At 44.1% G+C, this 21,164-nt stretch carries 21 protein-coding genes; 12 read left to right on the plus strand and 9 right to left on the minus strand.

The window, feature by feature from the left end; all coding sequences use genetic code 11:
* The first annotated feature begins 282 nt into the window (after positions 1 to 282).
* Positions 283 to 933, plus strand: a complete 651-nt coding sequence (locus GK047_RS18135; protein ID WP_205516865.1) for a hypothetical protein — start codon at positions 283 to 285, stop codon at positions 931 to 933.
* Positions 934 to 1,150: 217 nt separating this feature from the next.
* On the opposite strand, the gene GK047_RS18140 is transcribed toward GK047_RS18135, so the two are convergent.
* The 6 genes from GK047_RS18140 to GK047_RS18165 all read right to left on the minus strand — a co-directional run bounded on the left by GK047_RS18140 (position 1,151) and on the right by GK047_RS18165 (position 6,107).
* Positions 1,151 to 2,134, minus strand: a complete 984-nt coding sequence (locus GK047_RS18140) for a FecCD family ABC transporter permease (protein ID WP_163949809.1) — start codon at positions 2,132 to 2,134, stop codon at positions 1,151 to 1,153.
* Complete coding sequence (locus GK047_RS18145; RefSeq protein ID WP_163949811.1) at positions 2,131 to 3,150, minus strand: FecCD family ABC transporter permease; 1,020 nt, start codon at positions 3,148 to 3,150, stop codon at positions 2,131 to 2,133. The genes GK047_RS18140 and GK047_RS18145 overlap by 4 nt, the downstream gene beginning before the upstream one ends.
* A gap of 4 nt (positions 3,151 to 3,154) precedes the next feature.
* A complete protein-coding gene (locus tag GK047_RS18150; protein ID WP_163949814.1) occupies positions 3,155 to 4,129 on the minus strand; it encodes an ABC transporter substrate-binding protein in 975 nt (324 codons plus the stop codon).
* A gap of 94 nt (positions 4,130 to 4,223) precedes the next feature.
* A complete protein-coding gene (locus tag GK047_RS18155) occupies positions 4,224 to 5,033 on the minus strand; it encodes a helix-turn-helix transcriptional regulator (RefSeq protein ID WP_163949817.1) in 810 nt (269 codons plus the stop codon).
* A gap of 166 nt (positions 5,034 to 5,199) precedes the next feature.
* A complete protein-coding gene (locus tag GK047_RS18160; protein WP_163949820.1) occupies positions 5,200 to 5,559 on the minus strand; it encodes a hypothetical protein in 360 nt (119 codons plus the stop codon).
* A 137-nt stretch (positions 5,560 to 5,696) separates the two neighbouring features.
* Complete coding sequence (locus GK047_RS18165; RefSeq protein WP_163949823.1) at positions 5,697 to 6,107, minus strand: DUF1761 domain-containing protein; 411 nt, start codon at positions 6,105 to 6,107, stop codon at positions 5,697 to 5,699.
* A gap of 280 nt (positions 6,108 to 6,387) precedes the next feature.
* On the opposite strand from GK047_RS18165, the gene GK047_RS18170 reads away from it, so the two are divergent.
* A complete protein-coding gene (locus GK047_RS18170) occupies positions 6,388 to 6,951 on the plus strand; it encodes a GNAT family N-acetyltransferase (protein WP_163949825.1) in 564 nt (187 codons plus the stop codon).
* Positions 6,952 to 7,047: 96 nt separating this feature from the next.
* On the opposite strand, the gene GK047_RS18175 is transcribed toward GK047_RS18170, so the two are convergent.
* On the minus strand, positions 7,048 to 8,190 hold the full coding sequence (locus tag GK047_RS18175; RefSeq protein ID WP_163949828.1) for a transglutaminase domain-containing protein: 1,143 nt from the start codon (positions 8,188 to 8,190) through the stop codon (positions 7,048 to 7,050).
* Positions 8,191 to 8,411: 221 nt separating this feature from the next.
* Between GK047_RS18175 and pdaA the strand changes: the two genes are divergently transcribed.
* Complete coding sequence (gene pdaA / locus GK047_RS18180; protein ID WP_481856017.1) at positions 8,412 to 9,173, plus strand: delta-lactam-biosynthetic de-N-acetylase; 762 nt, start codon at positions 8,412 to 8,414, stop codon at positions 9,171 to 9,173.
* A gap of 77 nt (positions 9,174 to 9,250) precedes the next feature.
* Here pdaA and GK047_RS18185 read toward each other — a convergent pair whose 3' ends face one another.
* On the minus strand, positions 9,251 to 10,159 hold the full coding sequence (locus GK047_RS18185) for a peptidyl-prolyl cis-trans isomerase (RefSeq protein ID WP_163949834.1): 909 nt from the start codon (positions 10,157 to 10,159) through the stop codon (positions 9,251 to 9,253).
* Between the two features lie 350 nt (positions 10,160 to 10,509).
* On the opposite strand from GK047_RS18185, the gene GK047_RS18190 reads away from it, so the two are divergent.
* The 8 genes from GK047_RS18190 to tpx all read left to right on the plus strand — a co-directional run bounded on the left by GK047_RS18190 (position 10,510) and on the right by tpx (position 17,242).
* Complete coding sequence (locus GK047_RS18190; RefSeq protein WP_163949837.1) at positions 10,510 to 11,604, plus strand: Fic family protein; 1,095 nt, start codon at positions 10,510 to 10,512, stop codon at positions 11,602 to 11,604.
* A gap of 492 nt (positions 11,605 to 12,096) precedes the next feature.
* Positions 12,097 to 12,921 (plus strand): amidase domain-containing protein, encoded by an 825-nt coding sequence (locus GK047_RS18195; RefSeq protein WP_163949840.1) that lies wholly within the window; start codon positions 12,097 to 12,099, stop codon positions 12,919 to 12,921.
* 30 nt (positions 12,922 to 12,951) lie between these two features.
* On the plus strand, positions 12,952 to 13,449 hold the full coding sequence (locus tag GK047_RS18200) for a hypothetical protein (RefSeq protein ID WP_163949842.1): 498 nt from the start codon (positions 12,952 to 12,954) through the stop codon (positions 13,447 to 13,449).
* 734 nt (positions 13,450 to 14,183) lie between these two features.
* Entirely contained in the window at positions 14,184 to 14,444 is a 261-nt protein-coding gene (locus GK047_RS18205; protein WP_205516866.1) for a hypothetical protein, read from the plus strand.
* 264 nt (positions 14,445 to 14,708) lie between these two features.
* A complete protein-coding gene (locus GK047_RS18210) occupies positions 14,709 to 15,080 on the plus strand; it encodes a hypothetical protein (protein ID WP_163949849.1) in 372 nt (123 codons plus the stop codon).
* Positions 15,081 to 15,404: 324 nt separating this feature from the next.
* The gene (gene trxB / locus GK047_RS18215) at positions 15,405 to 16,340 is read left to right on the plus strand and encodes a thioredoxin-disulfide reductase (protein ID WP_163949852.1); all 936 of its coding nucleotides are present in this window, start codon (positions 15,405 to 15,407) and stop codon (positions 16,338 to 16,340) included.
* A 13-nt stretch (positions 16,341 to 16,353) separates the two neighbouring features.
* A complete protein-coding gene (gene trxA, locus GK047_RS18220; protein ID WP_163949855.1) occupies positions 16,354 to 16,671 on the plus strand; it encodes a thioredoxin in 318 nt (105 codons plus the stop codon).
* Between the two features lie 52 nt (positions 16,672 to 16,723).
* A complete protein-coding gene (gene tpx, locus GK047_RS18225; RefSeq protein WP_163949858.1) occupies positions 16,724 to 17,242 on the plus strand; it encodes a thiol peroxidase in 519 nt (172 codons plus the stop codon).
* 378 nt (positions 17,243 to 17,620) lie between these two features.
* Here the strand turns inward: tpx and GK047_RS18230 are convergent, their stop codons facing one another.
* Positions 17,621 to 19,936 carry a UvrD-helicase domain-containing protein gene (locus GK047_RS18230; protein ID WP_346010360.1) on the minus strand — a complete coding sequence of 772 codons (2,316 nt, stop codon included), beginning with the start codon at positions 19,934 to 19,936 and terminating at the stop codon, positions 17,621 to 17,623.
* Positions 19,937 to 20,069: 133 nt separating this feature from the next.
* On the opposite strand from GK047_RS18230, the gene GK047_RS18235 reads away from it, so the two are divergent.
* Positions 20,070 to 20,891 (plus strand): YihY/virulence factor BrkB family protein, encoded by an 822-nt coding sequence (locus GK047_RS18235; protein ID WP_205516867.1) that lies wholly within the window; start codon positions 20,070 to 20,072, stop codon positions 20,889 to 20,891.
* Positions 20,892 to 21,164 lie beyond the last annotated feature (273 nt).

Raw genomic sequence — 21,164 nt, forward strand, 5'->3', positions numbered from 1 at the left:
AAAGGCTATATATAATAAAGTGAAAGATATAGGTACTAACACAACTAAAATAGAACAAATGTTCTTATTTATTATAGAACAAATATTCCCATTATTAAACGTTTGATATTATTTTTATGGAAAAGATAGGTGTTTCCCTATTTCTATAAAACCTTGAATCGTTACTTGACTCATCCTATTTTAAGTAAACTTTTAGCAAAGGTTCAGCTTCTATTCTCAGTTTGTTCATAAATCAGATGTAAGCTTGTTTGGAAGGAAAAAGATAGGAGTCGTGATAAAATAATGAAGATGAAAAAGTTAACCGGCGTGTGTATTCTTATACCGATTTTATTAAGTGGTTGCGGCAATGCCCCATCGGCTCAAAACGCCGCAGCTGCGGCAGTGAGCACGGATCAACCCGCAAAGCAAAGTCAGGCTCAAGGAACAGATCAGAAGCAAGCGGGCCAAGGTAGACCCATGATGAATCAACAGCAGCGCCAAATGTTCGGTACGTTCCAAACCCTACTTATGTTGGACAAGGCAGAGGGTTTGGCTATTACCAAAGAGGAAGCGCAAACGATGCTGCCGATCGCTCAAGATATCGTTGCGAAAGGGGAACTTACCGAAGATAGTAAAGCTAAATTGTTGGAGAAGCTAACGGATGCTCAGAAGAAGTTTGTGGATGATGCGGCTGCTCGTATGAATAATCGTGGCAATGGCAATGGCGGTAACGGCAAGAAAAATGCTGAGGGTGGAGATGCGGCGAAGAATACCGATTCTGCTGCTCAGGCTGATGCTTCTAAGGATGCAGGGAAAGAACAGGGTCAAGGATCGTCTACGACTAAGGGGTCTGATGGTAAGGGGAACAGCAACGGAAAAGGAACTCGCCCTACAGGTGAGATGAAAGATCCGGGTAAGCAGTTAATTGAGTTATTGCAAAGCAAATTAAAGTAAAATAGCTAGGTTCACTTTACGTAAAAAAATAAGTAGTGAGGGGCTGTCTCAAAAGTCATTTCCGGATTTTTGGCCCCCATACTCTGACATGAATAATCCTACCCCAAAAACGCCTTTATCCCCACTTGCATAGTGGTTTATGAAGGCATTTTTGCACATTATTTGGGACTCGCTCATTTACTGATACCCCCGTGGGAGAGCCCCTGTTTCTACTTGCTTAAGATCTGCTCTTTCGTTCTCTTCGTAGTAAGTAAACGAAATAAGGGGCGCCGATTACGGCCGTCATGATACCGACGGGCACCTCCCGCGGGATGATGAGAATTCGGCCGAGGCAATCGCCCAGGAGCATCAGATCAGCCCCGATGAGGGCAGCTAGCGGGATGAGCCACTGATGGCGACTGCCAACGATGCTGCGTGCGATATGCGGGGCGATTAAGCCAATGAAGCCGATCGCACCAACGGCTGATACGGAAAAACCTGCGAGGGCTACGGCCAGAAGCAGCAGCCAGAAGCGCTGCTTGGCTATGCCTAGCCCCAAGGAGGTAGTGATCTCGTCCCCAAGTTGGAAAATGTTCAACTTAGCGAAGTTCCGCCACGCAAGGGGAAGAAGCACGGCAATCCAAGGAAGCAGGGCATATACGTCCTGCCACCTTCGGCTCCACAGGCTGCCAGACATCCATAGCAGCGCCATATTAATGTCGCTGGGATGTCGAACAATCAAGTATTGGGTGCCCGCTTGGAACACGGTTCCAATGGCAACGCCGACCAGAGCAAGGGAAGCAGGACGCAGTGTTAGTCGGCGACTTAACGCTAGAAGAATGATGAAAGCGGTGAAAGCGCCGACGAAAGCTGCAATAGGCAGGGTGTAGCTCGGTGCTTTGGGAAATAGAAAAATAACAGCCGCAGCAGCAAAGCCAGCTCCTTTTGTAATCCCGATCACATCGGGGCTCGCAAGTGGATTCCGCACTAAGCTTTGGAGGATTACGCCGCCTACGGCTAAGCCGAATCCGGCTAATATCCCAACGACGATTCGCGGCATTCTAACTTGATTGACAATGAACAATGATTTGTTATTTTCATGTAGAAAGCTGGCCCATATTTCTCGGAAAGGCACAGGAACCGCTCCTACACGAACGGATAGGATCGCAAGGACGATCATGATCAGGAAGGCGGCGACAAGGGAGAGGATTTTTTTTCTCATTTGGCGGCACCTCCTTGTTTGCGGGCTAAATAAATGAAGAAGGGGGCGCCTATAGCTGAAGTTACAATGCCTACGGGAGATTCAAAAGGGAAGGCAATAAATCGACTGATGAAGTCGGCATACAGCAGCAAACTCCCCCCTAGCAGTGCGGTTAACGGCGCAAGGACAGTTAGATTGCTCCCAACTAAGGCGCGGGCGATGTGTGGAACGATTAAGCAAACAAAGCCGATTGGCCCACAGAGGGCCACTGCTGAGCCTGCAAGAACGATGACGAGTAGCATACTAATCGCTCGAACCACAGTAATACGTTGGCCTAGTCCAGCGGCAATCTCATCATCGACGAGCAGCAAGCGAAAAGACGGGAGCATGAAGCTGAAGGCCAGAAGACCACCAATGAGAAAAGGCAGAATAACGCGAACCTCTGTCCAAGCAGCGTTGCTCAAGGAGCCGACGAGCCAGAAAATCATGCTATCCGTGGCCTGCTGATTCAAGATAATGAGTCCTTCGGTTAGAGAGGATAGTAGAAAGTGAATCGTTATCCCCGCTAATGCCAGACGGACGTATTGTTTGTTGCCTGTGCCTGCGAGCGACCAGACCAAAAGAGCCCCAAGCGCAGCTCCAATAAAAGCAAATATAATGGTTCCCATATTGCCCAAGCCAGCAACGGCCACTAGGCCGAATACAACGGCTAATGCTGCGCCAGCATTAATCCCGAAGATGTGAGGCGAAGCTAGTGGGTTTTTCGTCGTGAGCTGAGTGAGAAGCCCTGCCAAGGCTAATTGAATACCGACGATGCAGGCCATGAAGGCGCGCGGTAAACGTAATGTTTGGATGAATAGATGGGTTTTATCATGACCTTGATAGGTCAAAGCTTCATATAAGATTTGCCATGAAACAGGGGATTGCCCCCATTTTAAGCTGCAGATGAGACCGAATACTAATAACAGGCTAGATGCAGAAAAAAGGAAGAGCAGAGGCCCTGTGCGGCTCTGCTTTCCAAATAGTTGCTTGTTCATGGGGCTACTCTCCCAAATTCTTTACAATATCCTCGAGTATTTTCTCGGATCCGAGCAATCCACGGGATAACGACCAATCGCGTCGTTCTACAGTGAATATTTTGTTGTTCGCTACAGCATCGATCTTCTTCCAAAGCGGGTTGCTCTCCCATTGTTTGACGATCGTTTCTTTCTCCGTTGGCAGCAAGAACAGAGCTTGAGGATTCGTTTCAACGAGCTGTTCCAGCGTTAATTGCGGGTAAGCCGTGTTGTTTTTGACTGGATCAGTAAAACCTAACATAGCTAGGAAGGAACCGCTGTAGGAATGATCTGAATGAGCGAAGAAGCCTTTTGGATTCACGACAGCTGGTAGCACGCGAAGATCCGTGGTTTTAAGTTTCTTTTTCAATGTATCCACTTTGGCTTGATGTTCACTTAAACGTTTCTTCCCTTCCTCTTCTTTACCGACTGCTTTTGCGATAATCGCATAGTTTTTCAACATTTGATTGTAATCAGCTTGAAAGTCATCCAGAACCAGAACCGGAGCAATGGCTTTCAATTGAGGAATCGCATTTTTATGTTTATTAATGTCTACAATGATTAGTTCGGGCTGCAGTGAGCTAATAAGTTCAATGTTCGGTTCATAACGGGAACCAACGGATTTATAATTTTTTAATTGGCTTTTAACGGAATCCATGAATAGATCAGGGCTATTATCGTCGGCGACGCCTACGGGTTGTACGCCTAAGGTAACTAGGGTATCTGTAAAGCCAAATTCCATGGCGACAATTCGCTCAGGTTTCTTTGGCAGTTCGACCGTGCCAACGGCGTCTTGAACCGTAATTTTGCCGCTTGCTTCTGTGGTGGGCTTCGTACTCGCTTGTCCCGGCGTGGTGGTTGCTTCGGTTTGATTATTCGTCGACTTCCCGCAAGCGACAAGGCTTATGGCAAGTATACTTATCAATGCAAAACTGAACATACGATGGATCCAATGGTTCATTTCTATTTCCCCCTGCAAATGATTATTATTATCATTTGGAATCATATCGAATTCTGTCCCATTCGAACATATCAAATAAGAAGATTAGGCATGTCTAATTTTTAGATGTTCGTTTGGTTTCTTGAAAAGTTGCCGGGGAGCAGCCTGTCATTTTTTTGAACACTTTACTAAAATGGAAATAATCCACGTAACCAACGCGCTGGGCGACCTCTTTGGCCAGCAAATCGCTCTGGAGCAGCAGTAGCTTTGCTTTTTCAATTCGAAGGGTATGTAAATAAGAGGTCATGGTCGTTCCTGTTCGTTTTTTGAACAGAACGGTGTAGTGTCCGGTACTCATTCCTGCGCGTCTAGCTAGCATAGGCAGCGTGAGCGCCACCATGTAATGTTCATTCATATAAGAGAGCGTCTCTTCAATGGATTCCGCTGAGGATTTCTTCTCATAGGTCATATGAGATTCGTATAAATAAATGAACAAAATTCGCTCGAACATGAGCCTCTTTCTGAATTGCTGGGCGGCTTCTTCTTCGATTGAATGGGGGTGAATATTTTGGGTTGTACGGATTAATTCGTCCACCATATAGTTAATTTTATAGTCACTAATCGTCGTGAGCGGGCCGTGCAGCGTCCAAGTGCTTTGCTCAGGGAGCAGACGGTAAGTGAAGACGACGTACTCAACTTCCTTCGTTTTTGGCGCTTGTATATAGAAAGGGCCCAAATCGGGATGACATGCATAAGCTTGTGAACAAACAATAGGTTCACCGTCTTGCAGTTGTATTTTGATATGTCCACGTCTAACAAGAACAAGCAGGTGTTGGTCTGCTGGACAATCGATCTTAATGGAAGCGGAATGAGATTCGATATGTTCAATGAGTGGAATGATCTGAAGGAGTTGTTGGAAAGTCATTCTGCCCCGGCCCTTTCGTGATTCAACTAATATATTGATATTGACATAATTACGTGTTTAGATACAAGCAAAATTAGATTTGAACGGAAATGAAGCGAAGAGCATCGTCCCGAGAGGGGAATGCTCTTCGCTTTTTTGGGTATCTTCAAGGAGACTACATTTACATTTATTGCTTTGAAAATGTGAGATGCCAGCTGTCAGAGCGGCTCAATGACCGTGTGTTATTGGCTGCATTAACGGCGCTGACTAGCAGGAAAATACGTAGATCGCCCCTAGTCGTGTTATGAACTAACACTTTGTTTGGGCGGAGATCGCCTGCCCCGCCCCTCGCAATGAAGGTGCCAGATGATGGCGCGGCTTCAACTTTTATCGAGAAAGACTCGTTGTTGAACAGAAAGTTAATATCCTTCAAAACGAGTTTCTGCCCTCTTTTTACGTTAATTACGATTTGCTGAAGTAAGATGGTTTTGCGTGAAGCTACAGAAATCGGCGAATTTCCGCCGACAATTCCATTAAGTTGAAGCATTAGATCCCCTCCATAAAGCTTGCTACCTTACTATATTCAGGGGGGATTCTTTTGAACTGGGTTTCGTACCTCCGAGCTCCTTGCATTTCTTGACGTGCGTCTCGATACAGTAAGGACAGCCAGCGAATGGCCCTAGTCTATGCTTGCATAGCGCCGATAATAAGCCCTGCTACAAGATAGGAAACCAGATGATATCCAATTGTAATGAAATATAACTGGATTTTCCCGTTTTCGAACAAATAGTTCATGCCTATTTTCAGGGAAATGCTCAAACCAATGAGTAGACCGACGGTAAGCCCCGATGCGAGCGATGTCGTATCGCTGAGCGTCAACAGCAGGGCCAGTAGAAAGGCTCCGCCCAATGCCGTTAAGGCAGTAAGGATGTACGTTGCTGGGCCGCCTCCCGACATATCCTTTACTTGTATATTTCGAAGCTTAGCCCAGGTGTTTCCGAACAAGAGTGGGGAATACCAAAGGAATCCAAGAAACATGGTGATTATCGTTGCAATTAAAACAGCCAAATAGTTAACCTCTGAGAAATGTATCAATCAAATGCCCCCTGTTTTGATGAATTTCTGTATCTACAGTGAATTTTACTGTGTTGATCAATGCATGTAAACAAAACACGCTAAACATTCAAGCGCAAGGTAAAAGCGCTGTTGGTTTAATTGAATATTAAGAATGAATTTACAGTTTCAGGATAGCTGTGTAACCTATCTACATTTAACAGATAAGGGACTTAGCTGCGACAATTGTTCTTTGTAGAAAGTGGGATATAATGGATAGATGCACGGAAATAAAATGAACATTGTTTAAAATGGAGGCTATATGACCCTAAGACCAGCAAGGAAGTCGGATGCTTCAGAAGCATCCGTGTTGATGTTTGATGCTATTGAGGATATCGCCTACGCACTAACCGGAGCGGAAAAAGAAGAGGAAATATTACCTGGCTTGGCCTTGTGGTTCGTTCAAGAAGGTAACCGTCTTAGCTACCAGCATATGTTGGTTAAGGAAGTAGATCAACACGTAGTTGGATTTATTTTATGTTACCATGGAAGTGAAGCGGAGACTATTGATCGTCCTATTCAAGAAAGACTTCGTCAATTGAAGAATGATCCTTCTATTGTTGTGGAGAAAGAAGCGGACGAAGATGAGTATTACATTGATTCTCTAGCCGTCTCCCCTGGGCACGCAGGTAAAGGAATAGCAACCGATTTAATCAAAGCCGCAGAGGAACAAGCTAGCAGGCACGGCTATCGTAAAATTGGTTTAATTGTCACCATTGATAATAAGAGAGCTCTCGATTTATATAAACGACTGGGGTATACATTAAACGGTGAAAAAGTGATTCATCATAGTCCGTATTATCATATGGTTAAGCATTTGGATTAGTCGCTAATAAATGGGTAGCGAAAAGCAGGCTAATCATCAGTAAAGCCCAACTTGCCTGAAGGCAAGTTGGGCTTTTTATGCATGGTAGGTCATGCATCATTGCTTTCCGTTATTCCCTGAATAGTTGAAATTCACTGTCAACAGCTTGTCATTTGTCGTAGTTCGCGTAAAAGCTTCCTGTGTGTAAGAGTAGCTGGTAATTCCTTTTTGAGTGGCGAATGCTTTTTTCAAATCTGCTGTTACAGTGGTCCCATTTGTATAGCGAAGCGTTAGGGATTGTTGGCGATTATCGATCGCGGCACGCAGCTTGTTCGTTAAAGTTTGTACATTAGTTGCCGTATTAGCTTCGGAAAGATAGGAATATCCCATAGACTGGTACAATTTATTGTAAAAAGTTGCATTTGCCGTATCGGTAGTTGCTAGTGAGGTTAAGGTCTCGTTGTATGCAGTTGTGGCAGTCGGATAGGCCGTAGAGGCTTTCCAAGTATGATCAACCCGAAGTTGAGCATCAGTAATATTGTAATAGTTATAGAGTACCCGGCCAGCTACATCGGGTACGGGATCATCCCACGTGCAGTCGAGTTGATACCATTTACCGCCAATTTGCACCAGATTCCATGCATGGGATTGGCCGCGTGACGAGCCTTCCACGATTTTCACCGGAATACCGGCCTGCTTCATCATCTCATAGGTCAGGAGGGCATAGCCTTGGCAGACCGTTTTCCCTTTGGTTAGGGCATCGTAGGCCGAATGTGAGATGAGCTTTGTATCATAGGCCACGTGGCCGACGATCCAATCATGAATAGCTTTTTCTTTCTGGTGCTCGTTCATACCGGTAGTTAGAATGTCATCAAGAATTTGCTTAACTCGCTTCTGAACTTCGGTGGTTTGAGAGAGAGTCTCCCAATAGGTGAATTTAAGCGAAACCGTTGCTGTACTACCTTGGATATTGGCCGAATAGCTGTACGACTTGACGATATAATGCAAATAATCATTGGTATTCAGAGCGGCATTTAGCGCATTGTTCAGATCCGTTTTCAGGGATGCGCTCGTGCCTGAGTAAGTGAGTTGGTAGGAATCCAGGCGATTCGTTAAAGCTTGCGTGATGTCTTTCTGTAGTTGATCTTGTACGGTTGTGCCTGCTGCTGCAAAGACGGAAGAAGGGATTAATGCGGTCGTAGCGGAAAAAGTTCCTAACATAGTACTGAATATCAGTAGATGCTTTGCCCATTTTTTCATTCTGGAATTCCTTCCTTCACATTGGTAGCGTTTCCTTCAAGATTCATCCTATCACAGGAAATGACTTTTTTCGACAAAATTATCCCATACCAAAATTACCCTACTCCATCACCTCTATTATTTCACATAAACGCAGTCTAAAAAGTGACATATTAGTAAGAGGCTATGCAAGCTGCACAAATCTAATGACATCAAGGAGTGAATCTTCATCCATGAAGTACATGCGTATCATAGCGATTATTATGGTCTTGCTTATGGGGCAAGCCACGCTGGTATCTGCCGATGGGGCCTATCATTTCGGATTTAAGAAAAGCTCGAAGGGACAACGTCCTTCCATAGACGAGGAAGGCTTTAAAGATCTTTTGAAAAAGCACGGGGCGATTTTTACAGGAGATCTTGCTGTCAAAGAACTATATCTCACCTTCGACAATGGGTATGAGCAAGGCTACACAGGCAAAATTTTGGATGTGTTGAAGGAAAAGCAAGTGCCGGCGATCTTCTTTGTGACGGGGCATTACATCAAGACAGAGCAAGATTTACTCAAACGTATGGCGCTGGAAGGCCATCTTATCGGCAACCATTCGTGGAGCCATCCGGACATGAGCCAAATTTCCGCTGCTCGCATTCAACAAGAGCTGGATCAAGTGAAGGCCGGAGTGGAGGCTGCGACAGGGCAAAAGGAGATGCGCTATCTTCGGGCACCGCGGGGCATCTTTAATGAGCAATCGTTAGCGGTAAGCCAGCAATTAGGTTATACGAATGTGTTCTGGTCTATTGCCTATAGAGACTGGGAGCCTAAGAACCAGAAGGGCTGGGAGTATGCTTATAAAAATGTGATGGCTCAGCTGCATCCAGGGGCTGTCATCTTGTTGCACTCTGTGTCAAAGGACAACACAGAAGCTCTTGGTAAGATTATTGACGACGCGAGGAGTCAAGGCTATCAGTTCAAAAGCTTGGATGAGATGAAGATTAGAACGCCCTAAGTAGATTGAAAATGGAGACTAAACAAAAATAAACGCCTTAGCCTTGTTTGCACAAGGTTAAGGCGTTTATTTCGAGCTTACGCTTTTGTTGTCAAATAATTCTCCACGGTAGATTCCGACCGCTTCTGCTGAAGCCAAGTCGAAGACAGGGTGGCTAATTTTTGCTGGGTTAACGATTTTTTGATATCTTCTTTTTTCTCGTTCAAAGTCGGTGTAGAGGCAGGTTTATGATCGGTTACTTTCATAATATCATAGCCAGTACTCGTTTTTATTGCATCACTAATTCCACCTACGGGTAGAGCAAATACAGAAGCTTCTTCGGCCTGCTCTAACTTTTCACTGGACATATAGCCAAGATCTCCGCCCTTATCTTTGGTAGCTGTGTCTAACGATTTTTCTTTTGCGATCGCGGCGAAATCTCCACCAGCTTTTAGCGAAGCCAGAATAGCATCCGCATCCTCCTTGGTATTTACAGAAATATGGGAGGCTTGAACTTGTTCAGGCGCTTTTAAGGATTCGAGATTATCGTTATAATATTTTTTGATTTCCTCATCGGTTATTGTCACCTGCGGCATTAAAATCTTTTTCAGAAGAACTTGAGATTGCATGCTTTTCTTCAAATCATTCAGGGTCATGCCATAGGAGGTAAGTGCTTGTTGGAACTCGTCCTCAGAGCCGTAAGAACCCTTAACTGAAGCGAGTTCTTCATTGATATCAGCCTCAGTGACTTGCAACCCCGCTTTTTTGCCCTCTTGATTAATAATTTCATTACTGATCAAAGAATCCAGGGTTTGCGCGCCCCCACCAGCTAACATCGCCTCGTATAGTTGGGTAGAGCTTATGTTGACGCCATTGACCTTAGCAACGGCTTTGTCGGCTGCAGCGGTTTTTAGAACAGGTGGATAGAAGATGGCATATACGATTAAAGCGATCGTTAATAGGGATGATGCCCACACCCATTTGCGATCTGCATGCTTGATATTCATAGTCGTTTCTCCCTTCCTTTACGTGATGATTCGATCTGTGTTTCATTATGCCTTCCGATTCTGAAGATGAGTTGAAGGTTACCTGAAGGTTTGTTGAAACCTGCATCAACCCAACGATAATTGAGTTCGGGAACTTTGAGCTTGATGATGATTTTAATTTTAAGTAACGGTGATGAAAGTTAGTTGTGCTGTATCAAATTAATAGGATTCGATTAGGGGTTCTTAGACAGTTTTCCATTATAAAATTTGAATAGAGAGATGGGTGTTTTCCAAATGAAATATTATAAAACAATGTTAAGTCTTTTCCAATACTTCCTTACTCCAAAAAAGGAATACAAACGAAAATCGAGATGGATACAATCAATTACCAATATGGCAGTGTGATTGTTGAACAACTTCCTTTACCCGTTGATATTTTGGAACAGTTAAAGAAAGAAGCTAAAGAATCGACTGTTCTTCTGTCCACCCGTATGGAGGGTAACGATCTTGATGAAGAAGCGAAGCGTAAGGCATTGTATCGGACTAGCGATAATGATAAAGAACAAGAAGTATATAATCTGATGAAAGCTACAGAGTTTTTAGATGAATCAGAAGTTCGTCAGCTACCGATTACGGAAGAATGGATTAAGAAACTACATGCCATTATTCGGATCGTACATGGTCGGCGCCCTAGGTTGAGCGAATATCGAGAAGAACAAAATAGGGTGGGTGAACGGAATCAGTCTGGGTTTTACATGCCACCAGAGCCGCAGGATGTTCCTATTCTTATGGAAGATTTAGTTGCTTGGATCAATTCACCGCGGACCTTTGAATTGTCCCCACCATTACGGGCAGGCATTGCGATGTGGCAACTGTTGACCATTCACCCTTACATGGACGGCAATGGACGGACAGCTCGCATGATTGCGACGTACATATTGCGAAGGGGTGGTTTTGGTCTAAAAAGTCTTTTTATTCTCGAGAACTTTTACGATCGTAGTTTGAATGAATACTACAAAGCCCTTCAATTGGGATTACCTCATAATTACTATTTTGGTCGGCATGAGGCTGAAATTACACCTTGGCTGGAGTATTTCTTAGACGGTCTAGCTGAGGTGTATACGCACGCGGCACAAATTGTCCAAGAAAAAAATAGTGAGCTCTTGAAAGTAGAACCTGAACTGATTCGTAAACTAGATTTAGAGCAACGCCAAGTGTTTCGTGAGCTTGTTTTTAGACAAGAGATGCTAACAATCACTGATCTTGTTATTCTGTTAGGTAAAAGTGAGAAAACAGTGCGAGAAAAGGTAAAGCGATGGATTCAGGAAGACTTTTTGACACCGAAGGATCCAGACGCTCAGCGTATTAGAACAGTTGTTTTAGCAGATTGGTACGATGAATTAGTCGACGATATTAGAGATAATCCGGAAAACTTCGGATACCTCCTTGGTAAGGATGATCATTAAGGGAAATTGATGCTGCAATTTTTGGACACAGGGACACACTGATTCAGTCACCGGAAACCGCCACCCACTAAAAGCACAAGCGACCAGGAGAAATAAACTCCTGTTCCATTGTGCTTTTTTGCTTTGCAACCGCGGGTACCCGGCGGGGTGGAAGGGACATTCCATTAAAAATGACCTACAAGTTTCTTTATTAAATATTGCGTTCATGGATATTCACTCTTTGCAGCCGTTGAAAGTAATCCAGGAAGGCGGCTATTTCCGCTAAGGCGGGCCGCGAGGTCAAGATCGGGTGGAGATGTAAAAAGAAAATAAAGTATTAGACTGAATAAAATAAAGTTGTAGACACCTTTTCGGGGCAGCTCCCCACATGGTGGCTGCGCGCCAACCCTTGTGTTCGCCAAAAATACTTATTGCCATATTATGGAATATAAAGTAATATATTAAATCGAACTACTAATTTTATACAAATTTAAAAGGGGTTGGAACTTAACGATGAACAAAAAAAGATTAAAACAAGTAGGCACAGCAGGTTTAGCAGTAGCATTGTTAGCACCTAGTTTGTTTATGGATTTAAACAAGACTGAGGCAGCAACTACACATGGGGCAGTTGTGTTTACAAACTCAAATTACTACGTTAATTCAAGTTATGATCGTGCTGGCGCCGGCAGATACGCTGAACAATTTGCAGAGTATGTTAATAGAAATCAAAATTATAATGACTACGGAACTTCAATAGACGGCGGAGATTGTACAAACTTTGTCTCTCAAGTATTGCATGAAAATATTATTTATAATGGATCGAATGCTCTTTATCCAGGACAGTATCATGGCGGTAAGCTACCATTTGTTGACGCTGGAACCTACAAAGATGGCAGCAATGTCCATTCTCAGGATTGGTATTACTATGGGCCTAATGTTGCTACTCCATCAAACACAAATGGTCGTACTTCATCATGGACAGGTGCTCATCAATTCCGTGGATTTTGGGGAGGCATAGATGGTTATAATGGTAACCATACCTATCAGTTACAAAGATATACCATGGAGGAAGCTATAACGTATTTTAGTGAAATTTATTCTGACCTCTGGGTTGGAGATATTGTTCAATTCGCGGACTCTAGCTACACTACTAAACATTCCGTTGCTGTTAATTATTACAATGCTGGTAATGTGTATGTTGCTCAACACTCTACGAGTACAGGTCCTTCGGATAAGGCTCTATGGGGTAGTGGTAAAAATCTTAAACAAATGATAATTGACAGAAAAAATGCCGGGTTCTCATACGTTTATACATTCAAGATTAAAGCCGATAATTAAGATAATCCCAGAATACAGGAGGAATTCCAAATGAAATTAAAAACAAAACTAACTGCCATCACAACTACATGTTTAGTTGGGGCAAGTATATTTTCAGTTTCCGCACTAGCTGATAAAGATGTAGCCTCTTTGAAAGCTCTAATTATGAGTAAGCAAGCTCAGTTTGATGCTGATTACAATAAAATGAACGCGATGTCCATCCAATCAAAAGAGGACCAAGATGTAAGAAACGAACTAGGTCATAAAACTAAGAGTTTGGGTACTGAGATCAGAAAGCACCAGTTGGAAGCGGATCCTGACGATACTGAAAATTTTGCTAAGCAATTAGAGGAATCCATTGGTAACTTGACACTAATTGTTATTGAATTTAAACAAGATGCGGTAAGAAATAACGATAATAATTACCTCAAAAAGGCAGAAGAAGTAGAAAAAAGAATCGAAAAATTGAAAAAAGGGCAAGAGCAATACAATAATAATGAAAAGACCGTAAAGCAACTACGTAAAGAACTTGATCTTCCTGTACTGTAATGTAATTTCAAATATTCAATTAGGAGAGTCGACTTTGTCGGCTCTTTTTTGTCTTCGCATGATTCCTTCTGTGTGAATGCAGTCAAACGCTTTATTAAAAAGAAGTAGCAAAATCAGTTCCCTTGTCCCAACCTGAAAGTGGCATGTCTTGTTAATGCCTCTGAAGCTTTGGCCGTTTATTATCTGTCAGGATCTCACTTTCTTCAAATCTAATAATTAAAATCTTTGTGGCCACCGGAAACCGCCACCCACTAAAAGCACAAGCGACCAGGAAAAGAACATTCCTGTTCCATTGTGCTTTTTTGATTTGCAACCGCGGGTACCCGGCGGGGCGGAAGGGCTTGAAAGAAGTTCAAAGAAGAAAGATAGCCCTCTGAAATGAAATGGTAACCTTCCTCTGGAAGCTGCGACACCTAAAAAAATGGCTCTAAACCGTCAGCTCAAAAGCGTACTACGGGGCCCCTCCAACCAAAAGTTTTCCCGAAAAATTGATATGTTCGATATCGGTGGTTGTGGTTGTTTCGTTCAATTTTAAATACCCGTATGGATTCGGGAACTAATTGGTCTGGGGCAACGTGGGAATAGCGAAGTCAAGCTTTCCGCATAATCGATCAATGTAGGCAACCATTATCTGAAATTGGCTCAAGAGAAAGGTTGGAATTCGGTTCTACCGTCAGAAATAGGTTCAGACATAAATTTGTACCTTAAATTATTTAAATGGAGGGCAAGAAGATATGGACAAAAAAATGAATACATGTACATGCTCTGTAGAATTTCATTTTACAGATGGGGAAATTTCATTGGTTGAATCAGGGTTTCGAAAATATCATTCGTGGACATTTGAACATCAAGACAACGTATGGGAACGTTCAGGTGGTCCAGCACTCGATGATATTGAACAGGCTGTAGAACAATTTGCTTCGGAATTGGGGATGCTGCCCATAGAAGCAGTAGGCATTTTCTTTTTAACATTGATCGACCGTTACAGAGCCTAATCAATAATGGATTTACACCTAAAAGAATTCTGGGACAACTCGTCCAAAATGACGATAAGAGCGGCCTTACATGGCCGCTGTATATACTAAAGGATCAGATGATAACAATGAGTAGAACTTTTAAAAGCCATGTAGCTTCACACTTCGAAGACAATGTTATTTCTATTTTATGCGCAATAATCGATCAACGAGTAGAGCAGAAAATGTCCCATTATCAGCTTAGATACAGATTACTCGGAATCGTCGCATCCAAGTTAAAACAAAATGATTCATCTAATAGCGCGGTTAGGGGAAATCTATGATTTCATTTATCAGGGTTTAAAGAATCAAAAAGAGACACGGAAGTATCTTTTCTGCATTCACGAAAATGGAGCAGAATTTGTTATTGATTTGTACAACAATATTCTATTTTGGGATACTGGAGGATTCGAACGGAAAGGTACTCTAGAACTAACAGTTACAATTTATCAAAATGAAATTGTGCGTTCCCTTGTAGGAGTGACGGGTTATCACAAATCTGGCACATCAAATTGTTCCCCGGCAATCCTATTTGATTCAATCATTTCTTGTGATGATGAAGAAACATTAAAAAAGCTATATACAGTGACGGACGAGGAAAAAAGATTTTTTAATTGAAGGAAGGAAATCTTAAAAACGGAATGATGATCGGAGAGCTGTTAGGTAGCTGCGATAGTGTGGTCGCAGCTTTTTGCGTATTACATTTTTGTCCTTAGATGAAAAAGCAAGGGGGGTAATATAAGCGTTTTAAATTGCATGCAAATTAATTGTTGACAATAATATTTCGAATTGATATGATTTACGCATAAAGTTTGATAACAATTAAATTTGAATAAATTAAATTTTGAGTGAAAACAAATGGGCTGAGTTTACAATCATCGTCGTGATGGAACTCATCTAAATGGTGTACAGAAGATATGGAGAATTAAAGGAGGAGATCGTATGCATCAGAAAGCAGTCATTATTGGAACGGGCCCTGCGGGACTAACCGCCGCTATTTACTTGGCTCGGGCTAGCCTATCCCCTTTAGTTATTGAAGGCATTCAACCTGGAGGACAGCTAACTACAACTACGGAAGTAGATAATTTCCCAGGCTTCCCTGATGGAATAACAGGACCGGAGCTTATGGACAACATGCGTAAGCAAGCCTTGCGATTCGGTGCTAACATTCTCTCCGGACGTGTTACGCAGGTTGATTTATCGAAACGTCCCTTTACCTTGTTTGTGGAGGGAGGGGACGAGATCACAGCCGACTCTGTCATTATTTCTACAGGGGCAACTGCAAAGAAGCTGGGGATTACGGGTGAAATCGAAAATATAGGCAAAGGTGTTAGCACCTGTGCAACTTGTGATGGCTTCTTCTTCAGAAACAAAAAAATTATCGTCGTCGGTGGGGGCGATACCGCGATGGAGGAAGCACAGTTTTTGACGAGATTCGCTTCTGAAGTGCGGGTCGTGCATCGGAGAGCTCAGTTGAAGGCATCGAAAATTATGCAAGATCATGCTCGAAGCAATCCGAAAATCGCATGGAGTTTGAACCAAACGCCGCTAGAAGTAACAGCGGGCCCGAATGGGGTGAACGGCCTGAAGGTGCTCAATAATGAAACTGGCGAGACTGAGCTGCTTGAAGCTGACGGTATTTTCCTAGCAATCGGCCATCAACCGAACACGGCTTTTCTCAACGGACAGCTGCCAACAGATGAGCAAGGCTACCTGTACGTTCAACCAGGGACCTCACAAACGGCTATACCGGGCGTGTTTGCTTGTGGGGATGTACAGGACCGAATATATCGTCAAGCGATCACATCTGCCGGAAGCGGTTGTATGGCGGCGCTAGATTGTGAAAGATTTCTGTCTGAACACGATATTAATGAATAAGGAGGAATGGCATATGTCCGTTAAACATGTATCCGATACTAATTTCCATCAAGAGGTAGAAACACAAGCTGGTACAGTGCTGCTAGACTTTTGGGCCCCTTGGTGTGGGCCTTGTAAAATGCTTTCCCCTGTGCTTGATGAATTGGCAGCAGAAATCGGCAACTCGGCCAAGGTTGTTAAAGTGAATGTAGATGATAATCCCGAATCCGCAGCTAAATATGGCGTGATGAGCATACCGACGCTGCTCGTCTTTAAAGAGGGGCAAGTGGTCAAACAAATGACCGGTTTCCAATCGAAGGAACAGCTCAAAATAGCTATTGAGCATGCCTGATATCACATTGTATATAAAAGGTAACTCATAAAAGTTAATGGAGGTTTTTAACATGGCACAAGAACGTACGGGCGTAGCGACTTTAGGCGGACAACCGATTACACTCATAGGTCCTGAATTGAAGGTTGGCGATCAAGCGCCGAATTTCACAATCAATAAGGATTTGATGACAGAGGTTAGTCTCTCCGATTATGACGGCAAAGTAAAGCTGATCTCAGTCGTTCCTTCTTTAGATACGGGGACCTGCGACGCGCAGACACGCCGTTTCAATGTAGAAGCAGATAAATTAGGCGGCGATGTTGTGATTCTTACGATTTCCGTGGATCTCCCATTTGCGCAGAGCCGTTTTTGCTCAATTGCCGGAATCGATAGAGTCATTGCTCTTTCTGATTATAAACATCGCGCTTTCGGTGAGGCCTATGGCGTCTTAATTAAAGAGGTTCAGCTAGATCAACGCGCAATCTTCGTTTTGGATGCTAATAACACCGTTAGATACGTTGAGTATTTGACGGAAATGAGTGAACATCCGAACTACGATAAGGCTTTGGCCGCTTTAAAGGAACTGGTATAAAAATGCGCTGGACTTCGTGCATAAAATAAACCTTCAAATCCACTTTTACTAGTGGATTTAAAGGTTTATTTGCGTAAAATTTGGGACTCTCTCTTTCATGCCAACACTTACGGGACAGCCCTTCGTTTTCTCGTGCTATGTTTACACGGAAGTGCTTGCAATAGATTGAAGCATCCTGACGGCTGTTTCCCGCTTGCGGTGAGCATGACAGTAGGTTTGGGGCTGCTGTTAATAGTTAAAAGGAGGTTCTGACTGCCATAACATCATGATGACGGAGGTGCCACTGTTCAGTGGACGCAGCACACAAATGGCAACGAATTCTGGCTCTTCTTCGACATTGCGTGCATGGCTGAGCGCGCAATCAGCCGGCGTCCGTGGCTAGATCAGTTTGCTGCCCTTCGTCATAGGCCTGCGGCATAAGGGGCATTCTTTGGAAGCTCGCTGCGCTTCCTGCGGCGACGAGATGCGCGCCCAAGCGTTGCAGCCATCGCTTGGACAGATCCAGGCCGCGACCCGCTCGGTGGTCGCGGGTCTTGGTTTAAAAGAAGCAGCTTTGCCAGCTGCTGCCGGTCGGACTGAGACAGCAGCGCTCACGCGGCTGTCTGGTTTAGCCCTGTTGTCCGTGCCCGGCTGAGGGAACGCGGACACGAGAAAGCGGGAAAGCTCCGCCTTCTTCCCGCGAAAGTATGCAGGCGAGCTGATCAGCAGCTCGGACTTGGCTCTCGTGACGGCGACGTAAGCGAGTCGCCGTTCTTCTTCTAGCGCTGCGGGCGCTTTATCGCGCCCGGTTGCAGCAACCATCCGGACATCGTCCAGATGGTTCGCGTCTAGTGCCGAGCTGTGCGGCATGTTGCCCTCAATGGCACAGAGTAAATAAACGATGGGGAATTCCAGTCCCTTCGATTTATGGATCGTCATGAGGGAAATTTTATTTCCGGCATGTTCTCGTTTGAGCAAGCTCATTTCGGTGCGTTTTTCCGCCACTTCATGGATAAAATAAAGAAACTGCTCGATCGTATCGAACCGTTTGGCCGAGGATTCTAACTCGTCTAACGTTTCTTTCAGCATTTCCCGGTGATGCGTCAGCTTGCTGCGCTTGTTCGTTTCCAGAAAGGCATCATAGAAATCCTTACGTAAGGCTTGAATAGCTTCCACAGGCTTCATGACGGCTAGGGTTTTGATCAGTCGGATACGATTTTTCAGCTTTTCTTTTTGGAAATCCTTCAAAGGCAAGCCGAGTAAATGAATGAGGGGCCATTTTTTAGCTTGAATGGCTTCCTGATCCTGAATGATTCTTATTCCCTGCTCACGTCCGATATATAACGAAGGGAGAATTCCCTCTATGGCTTCGAAATTACGCCGTTCTTGGGCGATGCGAAGGTGATCGATAATCGGCTTGACCATCCATTGCTCATAGAATGAATCATTGCTTCCGTAATCAACAAACGGCAAGTTATGCAGGATCAACTGTTCGATAATGGCTCGACTGTTGCTGGCTGTTCGATAGAGTACTGCTAAGTCTCCATAGCTGTACTCACCTGTATTTACCTTATTTCGCAAATCAGTAATTAACCAATCTGCTTCGTCATCACTGCTCAGTGGGCGGATGTATTGTGGTTTGATCTCGCTTTTCTTGGTGGCAAGCAAGGTTTTATTTTTCCGGTGTACATTATGTCTGATAATGGCGTTGCCTAGACCGACAATGCTTGAAGTGGACCGATAGTTGATATCGAGCGTAACCGTTTTGGCTTGAGGATACTGTTCATGAAACTGTAAAATGAATTCATTACGGGCACCGTTAAACGAATAGATGGTCTGGTCATCGTCGCCGACAACCATCAAGTTTTCGTGCTGCTGCACAATCATTTTAATAATTTCATACTGTACCGTATTCGTGTCTTGAAATTCATCGACGCTGATATAAGCGAATTTGCGTTGCAGGGAGCGTAGGACGTCCTTATCTTGCTGTAAGAGGTCATAGGCTATGAGTAAAATATCGTCGAAATCAATTTTATGCTGCTCTAATTTCCACTGCTCATATTGCGCGAAAATGCGCTTTAATTCCTGCTCATCCTCCGTTTTTTCAGGAAGATCGTCGACTCGGATCAATTGCATTTTGTATGAGGAAAGCAAGGAGATCAGCACCTCAGGCTGATAGGTGTCTTGCAGACCCATACCGAGCAGGATACGCTTGATAACGATTTGCTGGTAACGGCCATCGCTCAAAATTTCTTGATCCATGCCATTCATTCTGATTATGCGTAAACAAAAAGCATGGAACGTTCGCACCTGAATCGTATTGGATATGCCACTATCCAGGCTGGGCATCAGCGTCAGACGTTCTCGCATTTCTTCGGCTGCTTTTTTGGAAAAGGTAATCAGCAGCAAATTCCCCGGATGAACCCGGTGGACAATTAGCAAATAGGCGACTCGGCAGACGAGGACCGTCGTTTTCCCTGAACCAGCTCCGGCCAAAGTAAGATGAGGTCCTTTGAAATGACGCACAGCCTCTACCTGGGGTTTATTTAATAGAATGCCTTGCTGCTCCAAATCACGGAAGAAGAAAGCGTCGCTTTCTGCATTGGACACGAAGTCAGGGCTTGTCGTTAATTCGGCCATGCGGGCATGCGGGATGGTCGGATTCGAAGTAAGCTTGGAACCGAACGGAGTCGGGTAAATAGTAGGAGTATTCACATCATCACCTGTTTCATTGCGTTACTAGAGTATCCATTCTACCACATTTGCAAAACAAGTAGGGGAATGTCATATTAACAGGGAGTACGATGAAGGGAAGTCATTTTTGCCCAGCGAAAGGAGATCGGTCTACATGATCCTGTCTTACTTGAAAGCACTGTGGAATCAATTCCTGCGGCATGATGCGCTAGGGCTTGCTGCGCAGTGCGCCTATTATTTTCTGTTATCTTTGTTTCCTTTCCTTATCTTCATTATGAGTTTGCTGGGATACCTGCCATTTACCTCAGATGATGTCATTGTGTTGATCAAAGAATATATGCCAGGCGCAGTAGCTGGCTGGTTAGAAGAGACACTCGTTAGTCTGATTAGTGTAAAGCGAGGAGGCACTTTGTCCTTCGGGTTGGTGCTATCGTTGGTGAGTGCTAGCGCGGCGATGAACGCTATCGTACTCGCAGTGAACAAAGCGTACGGGCTTCCTGATCGCAAAAGTTTTATTCACTCGCACCTTTTAGCTGTGATGCTAACAATCGGTATGCTGATTGTCATCGTATCCGCGCTGCTCCTAAGCGTATTCGGTCAGTGGATTGGCGTTTGGCTGCATGCGCATGTTCATCTACCTGCAGCACAAGTCGACGTTTGGAACAACTTTCGATGGATCATCAACTTTATCATTGTCTTTATTGTTTTTATAGGGATCTACTACATCGCACCGAATACTTGCTTATCTTGCAAAAGCGTGCTGCCAGGCGCGTTGTTCGCGGGAATCGGCTGGCAGGGCACATCGTTAGGCTTCTCGTATTATGTTAATCATTTTACGAATTACAGCGCCACCTATGGAAGCCTCGGCGGCATTATCGTATTGATGACTTGGTTATATATATCTGCGCTGATTATTATTGTTGGCGGGGAAATTAATGCGATGGGTCATGTGCGCAGGCAGTTGAAGAAAACGTAGGCGACCGCAAGCATATATGCTCTTGCAATTTAATATACATATTTTACTAGGGTTTTTACGAGGAGGGTGTCCACGTTGCAGGATGCATGTGTCGCACGTTCTTTGGATGAAGTAAAGTTCTAGTCTCGCGCAATCCTTTCTCCGAGGTAAGCTCATGAAGCTAGTTTTCCGGGGAGAAACGATCGGGTGCTGCTTGTGTAGTCGGTTTTTCTGGCGGGACTCTATGTAGATGCTTATGAAGTAAGCTTTCTACGAATTCTAAGGAGGCTGTTA

It is taken from the genome of Paenibacillus sp. SYP-B3998, assembly GCF_010820665.1.
Classification (GTDB): domain Bacteria; phylum Bacillota; class Bacilli; order Paenibacillales; family NBRC-103111; genus Paenibacillus_E.

Coding starts and splice junctions, on each gene's coding strand:
- GK047_RS18135 (WP_205516865.1), top strand. CDS start 283: ATGAAGATGAAAAAGTTAACCGGCGTGTGTATTCTTATACCGATTTTA.
- GK047_RS18140 (WP_163949809.1), bottom strand. CDS start 2,134: ATGAGAAAAAAAATCCTCTCCCTTGTCGCCGCCTTCCTGATCATGATC.
- GK047_RS18145 (WP_163949811.1), bottom strand. CDS start 3,150: ATGAACAAGCAACTATTTGGAAAGCAGAGCCGCACAGGGCCTCTGCTC.
- GK047_RS18150 (WP_163949814.1), bottom strand. CDS start 4,129: ATGAACCATTGGATCCATCGTATGTTCAGTTTTGCATTGATAAGTATA.
- GK047_RS18155 (WP_163949817.1), bottom strand. CDS start 5,033: ATGACTTTCCAACAACTCCTTCAGATCATTCCACTCATTGAACATATC.
- GK047_RS18160 (WP_163949820.1), bottom strand. CDS start 5,559: ATGCTTCAACTTAATGGAATTGTCGGCGGAAATTCGCCGATTTCTGTA.
- GK047_RS18170 (WP_163949825.1), top strand. CDS start 6,388: ATGACCCTAAGACCAGCAAGGAAGTCGGATGCTTCAGAAGCATCCGTG.
- GK047_RS18175 (WP_163949828.1), bottom strand. CDS start 8,190: ATGAAAAAATGGGCAAAGCATCTACTGATATTCAGTACTATGTTAGGA.
- pdaA (WP_481856017.1), top strand. CDS start 8,412: ATGCGTATCATAGCGATTATTATGGTCTTGCTTATGGGGCAAGCCACG.
- GK047_RS18185 (WP_163949834.1), bottom strand. CDS start 10,159: ATGAATATCAAGCATGCAGATCGCAAATGGGTGTGGGCATCATCCCTA.
- GK047_RS18190 (WP_163949837.1), top strand. CDS start 10,510: ATGGATACAATCAATTACCAATATGGCAGTGTGATTGTTGAACAACTT.
- GK047_RS18195 (WP_163949840.1), top strand. CDS start 12,097: ATGAACAAAAAAAGATTAAAACAAGTAGGCACAGCAGGTTTAGCAGTA.
- GK047_RS18200 (WP_163949842.1), top strand. CDS start 12,952: ATGAAATTAAAAACAAAACTAACTGCCATCACAACTACATGTTTAGTT.
- GK047_RS18205 (WP_205516866.1), top strand. CDS start 14,184: ATGGACAAAAAAATGAATACATGTACATGCTCTGTAGAATTTCATTTT.
- GK047_RS18210 (WP_163949849.1), top strand. CDS start 14,709: ATGATTCATCTAATAGCGCGGTTAGGGGAAATCTATGATTTCATTTAT.
- trxB (WP_163949852.1), top strand. CDS start 15,405: ATGCATCAGAAAGCAGTCATTATTGGAACGGGCCCTGCGGGACTAACC.
- trxA (WP_163949855.1), top strand. CDS start 16,354: ATGTCCGTTAAACATGTATCCGATACTAATTTCCATCAAGAGGTAGAA.
- tpx (WP_163949858.1), top strand. CDS start 16,724: ATGGCACAAGAACGTACGGGCGTAGCGACTTTAGGCGGACAACCGATT.
- GK047_RS18235 (WP_205516867.1), top strand. CDS start 20,070: ATGATCCTGTCTTACTTGAAAGCACTGTGGAATCAATTCCTGCGGCAT.